We start from the raw sequence: 6,609 nt of genomic DNA, 5'->3' as shown, positions 1-6,609 counted from the left end.
AAGTTTAACAGAGCCTAAATCAAAGAAAAAAGTTCATAATGACATCATAAGTAAATAATCATTGCTATTAGCAGTAAGTGTTTGTTAACAAAATGTTCGATTTTCCTTCAGATAGGTACAGTGAAAATATGATAAATTCAAATTAGAAAGAACAGGATCTATCTAAGGGGTGGAGAGTATGTTCATGGTTGTGATGGCTATCGTCATTACTGCGGCAATCGGCTGCGTAATTTCAGCTGAACTGAGTGTAGAATAAAATATAAGCATCGGCCAATTAATTGGTCGATGCTTTCATCTTTTCTACTTATTTATCTGTTAATTTCAAGAATTCTTCAATATCATCAAGGCAAATTCGAACAGCCTTCCCCCAGAATTCAGGTTGAGTTAAATCCACTTGTAAATGTTTCTTTGCAAGGTCTTCCACAGACATCGAGGCTGTATCCCTTAACAAGGCAATATACTTTTCTTCATATCCTTTGCCCTTCTCTAATGCTTGAGCATAGATACCAAGTGAAAAGAGAAAACCAAATGTATATGGGAAATTATAAAACGGAACACCGGTAATAAAGAAGTGCAGTTTCGAAGCCCAGAATAATGGGTGGTATTCTTCTAAAGCATCGCTATACGCCTCTTTTTGGGCCTCCAGCATTAACTCATTCAAACGTTCCACTGCCACAGGCCCTTGTTTTCTTTCTTCATAAAACCGTGTTTCAAATAGGAAGCGGGCATGGATATTCATCAATAGGGCAACAGTTCTTTGGATTTTGTCATCTAGAAGGACGAGCTTTTCTTCCTCATCCTTCGCATTTTTCACTGCTGCATCCGCAACAATCATTTCAGCAAAGGTTGAAGCCGTTTCGGCAACATTCATCGCATAATTGCGATTGAGATGATGGACACCCTTCATTGCAAAAGTATGGAACCCATGACCGAGTTCATGCGCTAAGGTTGACACGTTTGAAGGTGTACCTGAATAAGTCATGAAGATTCGGGATTGATTACTTTCTGGAAAGAATGTACAAAAGCCGCCCGGTGCTTTTCCAGGTCGATCTTCCCCCTCAATCCATTGCTCCTCAAATGCCTTTCGGGCAAAGGAAGACATTTTCTCTCCAAAGACTGCGAAGTTCTGTTCGATAAATTTAGCACCCTCTTGATAGGAAACTTTTGAAGGCGTTTTTCCATAAGGGGCGTCTAAATCATACCAACTCAATTTTTTAAGTCCTAAGAGTGAGGCTTTCCGCTCCAAATACTTTACAAGCATTTGTTTATTTTCTGAAATAACTGCCCACATCGTTTCCAGGGTGCCCTTTTCCATGCGGTTAATGCTGAGCGGCTCTTTCAATATATCTTCCCAGCCTCTTTTCTGGTAAACATTTAAACGAAAACCAGAAATGTGATTAAGTGTTTTGGCTAAAAGATCTGCCTGCTCTCCCCAAGATTTTTCCCAATTCCTAAAAATCGCTGAGCGGACATCCCGGTCGTGACTTGAAAATTTGTTGAAGGCCTGCCCGACAGATAGCAGTTTCTCTTCTCCATTTTCGTTAAAAGAGATTTTTATTTTTCCAACGATGAGATCGTACAACTGTCCCCAACTATGATAACCATCAACACCAAGTGCATTTATTAACGCTTCTTCTTCCTTAGAGAGCTTATCTTTTGCACGTTCACGCCGTTCCGTTAATATGTAAGAAAGTACTTGTAGTTGTTCATCAGCTAGAAGAACTATCCAAACTTCGTCCTTAATTGTTGTCAATGAACTATCAAACTTACTAAGAGCTGATTGAAAAGCAGCACTTAAACTAGTTACTTTCGCTTCCAGGTTATATGCTTTCTTGTCGTCGGTATTTTGTGCCTGCAAACATCCAACGAAAGCACCTGCTTGACGAAGCTTTTTAGCAGCTTGTTCAAAGTCTTCAAGTAACTCTTTCAAGCCTTTTGAATCCTCTGGAGAATTAAGCGGCGTCCAGTTGTTTACTTTTGCTTGGAATTGCTCAATTAACTCTGAGGTAAGGTTTAAGTGGTCTGCAAATTCTTTGGACTCACTTCCTCCTTTAAAAAATACGTCCAGGTCCCAAACTTCCAAATATGGAGTGACTGTCATTCTATGTACCCCCTTTATGTATGTACTTTAATATTATATAAGTATTTTTCGAAAAATTCTATTTACTACGCTTTCCGAAGAATAAAAGGGAAGGGAAATAAATTACGATTATCTTCATAATTGTCTATGGGTGTGTATTGTATAATTTACTTAAGATTTAAATTGCGGGAGTGGAAGATTGTGAAAAAAATACTGCTCGTTGACGATGAACCAAGAATGTTAGATTTACTTTCCCGTTATTTAACTCCCAAGGGGAATAACTGCCTTAAAATGACCACAGCACAGCAGGCTATTCAATATTTAGAAGCAGAGAGAGCGGACATTATCCTCTTAGATGTGATGATGCCTGAAATGGACGGCTGGCAAGCATGTCAGGAAATTCGAAAAAACTGGGACATTCCCATTATCATGCTGACTGCACGCAGTGAGAAACGTGATATTGTTAAGGGGTTAAAAATGGGTGCGGATGACTATATTTCAAAGCCATTTGATGAAGAGGAGTTACTTGCGAGAATTGATACTGTTTTAAGAAGAAGGATAGATCATGCAGGATTCATTGATTTTAATGGTTTAGCATTGAATGAAGATTCGTTCATTGTAACCTATCGGAATCAGCATATACCAGTGACACCCAAAGAATTTGCTTTATTGGCGCTTTTACTTAAAAATCGGAACATAGTATTTACACGGGAACATCTACTGACAACCATTTGGGGATATGCTGCTCCGACAGAAGACCGGACGATTGATTCACATGTTCGGAATTTACGTGATAAACTACGGAAAACAGAATTTCCTGTTGACGAATATTTGACAACTGTATGGGGACTGGGGTATAAGTGGATGGATAAGGATTCATAAATGAATACCTCATAGTTTAGTATGGAGGGAAAAAAGTGAAGATTACAATGAAAGTCTTTCTTACCATGTTGACAGGGATCATGCTGCTTGTGGCCGCAGGCTGCCAAGACACAAGCCAGGACCAAAAGAATTCACAACAGGAACAGAAAGCAAATATTACCTATGATATTGTTCAGGCTAAATCATTAAATGTGGGTCAGATTCTTGGGATTGGTTATCCAGGAAATGATTTTGCTTTGTATGCAGCGACAGATGAAGGCTTAAAAATGTATAACGGTAAAAATTGGTATGAAACTACTACGAACCACCATGAATACTATGGCTTTCAAGCGGTCAGCTCGGGTTTTATTGCAAGTGGTCATCCGCAAAAAGGATTAAATCTAAAGGATCCGCTAGGTTTGATTCAAAGTAATAATAAGGGACGAACTATTAGCAAATTATCCTTTTACGGCCAGTCACTTTTTCATTTCGTAGGAGTAAGTTTTTCAGGAAAGGGTCTCTATGTCATTAATGAAGAGCCAAATAAGAAACTTGGTCAAGGTCTAAATTATTCAATAGATAATGGAAAGACGTGGAAAAAAAGTGCCTTAAAAGATTTTAATGCTGATTCTTTTGGGTTGATTGCCGTTCATCCGAATAATGGGAATACCATCGCGATGTCTACACGGACAGGTATTTATTATTCTAAAGACAACGGTAATACGATGAAACAGATTACAACTCCAGTCATGGTGACGGCACTTACATTTAGTGGAGATACGCTTTTATTTTCAAGTGTTGAAAACAAAAAAATCTATTTAAAAACAATCAATCCTGGAACTGGCGAACAAAAAAATCTCACCATTCCATTCTTAGATTATGATAATCCGATTACATATTTAGCGGTAAATCCAAAAGATCCGAACCAAATAGCCTTCACCACCTATAAGAATGATGTATATGAATCCATTGATGGCGGAGTTAAATGGAATGATCTTATGCAGAATGGAAAAACAGAGCTGAAATAGATCCCAGCTCTGTTTTTTTTACTAAACTTTCGTTTCCGCTTTTTTATTTTTTCTTTTTCTCTTTTTCAGCTCGGTAGAATTCATGGAACATTTTCATTAAGGCCCGTTTCTCAATTCTCGATACATAGCTTCTTGATATGCCCAGTTCTTTGGCAATCTCCCGTTGCGTTTTTTCTTTTTGCAGGTCCAGTCCGAAGCGCCCGACAATGACTTCCTTTTCTCGATCATCGAGAACTTCAATATACTTTTTGACCTTCTCAAGCTCCATGTTCAACTGAATCGTATCAATCACATCTTCAGATTCTGATTTCAGCACATCGATTAATGAAATTTCGTTTCCTTCTTTATCTTGACCGATTGGATCATGCAGGGAGACATCTTTTTTTGTTTTTTTAAGAGCTCGTAAATGCATCAAAATCTCGTTCTCAATACAGCGTGCAGCATAGGTTGCCAGCTTTGTTCCTTTCCCCTCTGAGTAGCTCTCGATTGCCTTGATTAAACCAATCGTTCCAATTGAGATTAAATCTTCCGAGTCTTCTCCGGTGTTCTCAAATTTCTTTACTATATGAGCGACCAATCTCAAATTGTGTTCTATTAACATATTCCGAGCATGTGAATCCCCTTCTGCCATTAAACGAAGATATTTTCTTTCTTCTGCAGCAGATAGGGGTTGAGGAAAGGCATTATTTTTAACATAGGAAACAAGAAATAAAAATTCCTTCATTAAATATCCGAGAGCTGTTAAGATTCCAGACATCCACATTCACCCCCGTTTTTTTGGCCCATTGGCCTATTATTAATTCCTATGAAAGAAAAGGGAAATTGTGTCTGTCCAAAAACATTTTTATTTGCGGTAATATTTTTTGTTGAAAAGCTCTTTAACTTGCCTGTAAAAAGAGCATCCAGCTTTGGCATAGCTGAATGCTCTCTACTTTAAATATTAGACTTTTTTCAGTTTAAATGGACTTACCATAAGGAATGATAGAATGATGGTTATAAATAAGAATGATTGCGATGGAATATAAGGAATGACTAAAAAGCTAAGGGTCGCTAAGCATCCTGCAGCTGTAATGGGTAATCCAGTAAAGTATCCATTGCTTTCCGATATATTGAAGCGTGCTAATCTGAAAGCACCACAACCGATGTAGAAAACGGTAAAAAATGAACCAGGCCCGCCAAATTCATGTAAAATTCCTTGATATAGTAATAGTGCAGGTGCTACGCCAAATGATATAATATCACTCATGGAATCTAATTGCTTACCTAATTCAGATTCGATATGAAATTTTCGAGCAATCATGCCATCAAAACGGTCAGCCAGTGCCGCAATAAAAATTAACAGCAGGCTTAATCTTAGATTTCCATGAAGCCCAAATACAATTGCAAATCCTCCCAGTGATAAGTTTGTTAAGGTAATAACATTTGCGGTTTGCGATTTAAGTTTTTTTATTGTTTGATCAAGTACGTCCAACAAAAACATGCTCCACATCACTCCTTTTTTTAAAGCCAAAAGGGATTTTATTTTTGTTAATTTATTCTATAATATTTAATTTTAAGCGTTTTATGTCTTTTCGTAAAGAGTATTTTTACACTATTTGGGGGTAGTTCAATGATTCAAGGTATTTATCGTCTAATGATTGAGTTAACAAATGGAAGGTGGACGTCAGGTATATTAAGAAGATTTGCTCGTTCTTCTGTCAGTCGTTTTATGGTCCCTTCCTTCGCTAAGATCTATCATTTGAAACAAGAAGAAATGGAGAAGGGCTTGTCAGAATATCCTACCCTTCATGATTTATTTGTTAGGACATTGAATAAGGATGCAAGAGTAATTGATAATAGCGAAGACACCGTTGTTAGTCCTGTTGATGCTGTTATCGAAGATGTTGGCCCGATTACAGAGACGAGTGACATTCTTGTCAAAGGCAAGACATATTCCATTGATGAAATGCTTGGAAATCGCGAGTTGTTAGCCAAGTATCTACATGGTACATACATGATTCTTTATTTAAGTCCAAGTCATTATCATCGTATTCATAGCCCTGTAAATGGAATCGTCACCAAGCAATGGACGCTTGGTTCAAAATCCTATCCGGTCAATAAGTTGGGATTAAAATATGGAGTCCGGACGCTTGCCAAGAATTATCGGGTGATAACTGAAGTTAAAACCGATTATGGTCATGTGGCAATTGTAAAGGTTGGAGCTATGTTTGTTAATTCGATTGAAACCACCCACAAAGGATCTGAATTAGAGAAAGGTGGAGAAATGGCCTACTTTAGTTTCGGTTCTACCGTTGTCCTGTTATTTGAAAAAGATATCTTCCAAATGGATTCCAACATTCATACCCCAAAAGAGATTAGGGTAGGAGAGAAGATTGGGGTTTTTAGAAAGTTGTAATTAGGACAACATCAAGCACATAAGAATTTAGGCAAAAAGAAAAGCCCAGTGAGGGCCAGAATTAATTATGAAGATATTTTTATTTTATGGTATAAGGAACGTCGGAGCATTTCTGATTCAATAAGTCCAATGAATTCTGGGCTTAAATTTAATTCTCTTGCTTTAAAATACGACTCGATTAATAATTCATCTGATAGTTTCCGCACGGCAAATTCCACCTCCGATTTAAAAATAAAGTGTTCTAT

At 37.6% G+C, this 6,609-nt stretch carries 7 protein-coding genes; 3 read left to right on the top strand and 4 right to left on the bottom strand.

Features of this window, described 5'->3' with window-relative positions; translation table 11 throughout:
• Window positions 1-304: 304 nt before the first annotated feature.
• Window positions 305-2,101 (bottom strand): M3 family oligoendopeptidase, encoded by a 1,797-nt coding sequence (locus tag V7137_RS20990; RefSeq protein WP_335699872.1) that lies wholly within the window; start codon window positions 2,099-2,101, stop codon window positions 305-307.
• A 180-nt stretch (window positions 2,102-2,281) separates the two neighbouring features.
• On the opposite strand from V7137_RS20990, the gene V7137_RS20985 reads away from it, so the two are divergent.
• Both V7137_RS20985 and V7137_RS20980 read left to right on the top strand, forming a co-directional pair.
• Entirely contained in the window at window positions 2,282-2,962 is a 681-nt protein-coding gene (locus V7137_RS20985; protein ID WP_335699871.1) for a response regulator transcription factor, read from the top strand.
• Between the two features lie 35 nt (window positions 2,963-2,997).
• Window positions 2,998-3,969, top strand: coding sequence for a F510_1955 family glycosylhydrolase (locus V7137_RS20980; RefSeq protein WP_335699870.1), 972 nt, complete (start codon window positions 2,998-3,000; stop codon window positions 3,967-3,969).
• A gap of 43 nt (window positions 3,970-4,012) precedes the next feature.
• On the opposite strand, the gene sigK is transcribed toward V7137_RS20980, so the two are convergent.
• The gene (gene sigK / locus V7137_RS20975) at window positions 4,013-4,726 is read right to left on the bottom strand and encodes an RNA polymerase sporulation sigma factor SigK (protein WP_026563502.1); all 714 of its coding nucleotides are present in this window, start codon (window positions 4,724-4,726) and stop codon (window positions 4,013-4,015) included.
• Between the two features lie 183 nt (window positions 4,727-4,909).
• Window positions 4,910-5,449 carry a CDP-diacylglycerol--serine O-phosphatidyltransferase gene (pssA, locus tag V7137_RS20970; RefSeq protein ID WP_218347739.1) on the bottom strand — a complete coding sequence of 180 codons (540 nt, stop codon included), beginning with the start codon at window positions 5,447-5,449 and terminating at the stop codon, window positions 4,910-4,912.
• A 129-nt stretch (window positions 5,450-5,578) separates the two neighbouring features.
• On the opposite strand from pssA, the gene V7137_RS20965 reads away from it, so the two are divergent.
• Entirely contained in the window at window positions 5,579-6,364 is a 786-nt protein-coding gene (locus V7137_RS20965; protein WP_335699869.1) for a phosphatidylserine decarboxylase, read from the top strand.
• 65 nt (window positions 6,365-6,429) lie between these two features.
• Here V7137_RS20965 and V7137_RS20960 read toward each other — a convergent pair whose 3' ends face one another.
• Complete coding sequence (locus V7137_RS20960) at window positions 6,430-6,570, bottom strand: sporulation histidine kinase inhibitor Sda (protein WP_081825323.1); 141 nt, start codon at window positions 6,568-6,570, stop codon at window positions 6,430-6,432.
• Between the last annotated feature and the right edge of the window lie 39 nt (window positions 6,571-6,609).

It is taken from the genome of Neobacillus drentensis (assembly GCF_036962765.1).
GTDB lineage: Bacteria > Bacillota > Bacilli > Bacillales > Cytobacillaceae > Neobacillus > Neobacillus drentensis_C.
The sequence above is the reverse complement of the archived record's forward strand: the minus strand, read 5'-3'. Positions and strand labels throughout refer to the sequence as shown.

Excerpts from the sequence above, each read along its gene's own strand:
- V7137_RS20990 (WP_335699872.1), bottom strand. The coding sequence starts at position 2,101 with ATGACAGTCACTCCATATTTGGAAGTTTGGGACCTGGACGTATTTTTT.
- sigK (WP_026563502.1), bottom strand. The coding sequence starts at position 4,726 with ATGTCTGGAATCTTAACAGCTCTCGGATATTTAATGAAGGAATTTTTA.
- pssA (WP_218347739.1), bottom strand. The coding sequence starts at position 5,449 with ATGTTTTTGTTGGACGTACTTGATCAAACAATAAAAAAACTTAAATCG.
- V7137_RS20965 (WP_335699869.1), top strand. The coding sequence starts at position 5,579 with ATGATTCAAGGTATTTATCGTCTAATGATTGAGTTAACAAATGGAAGG.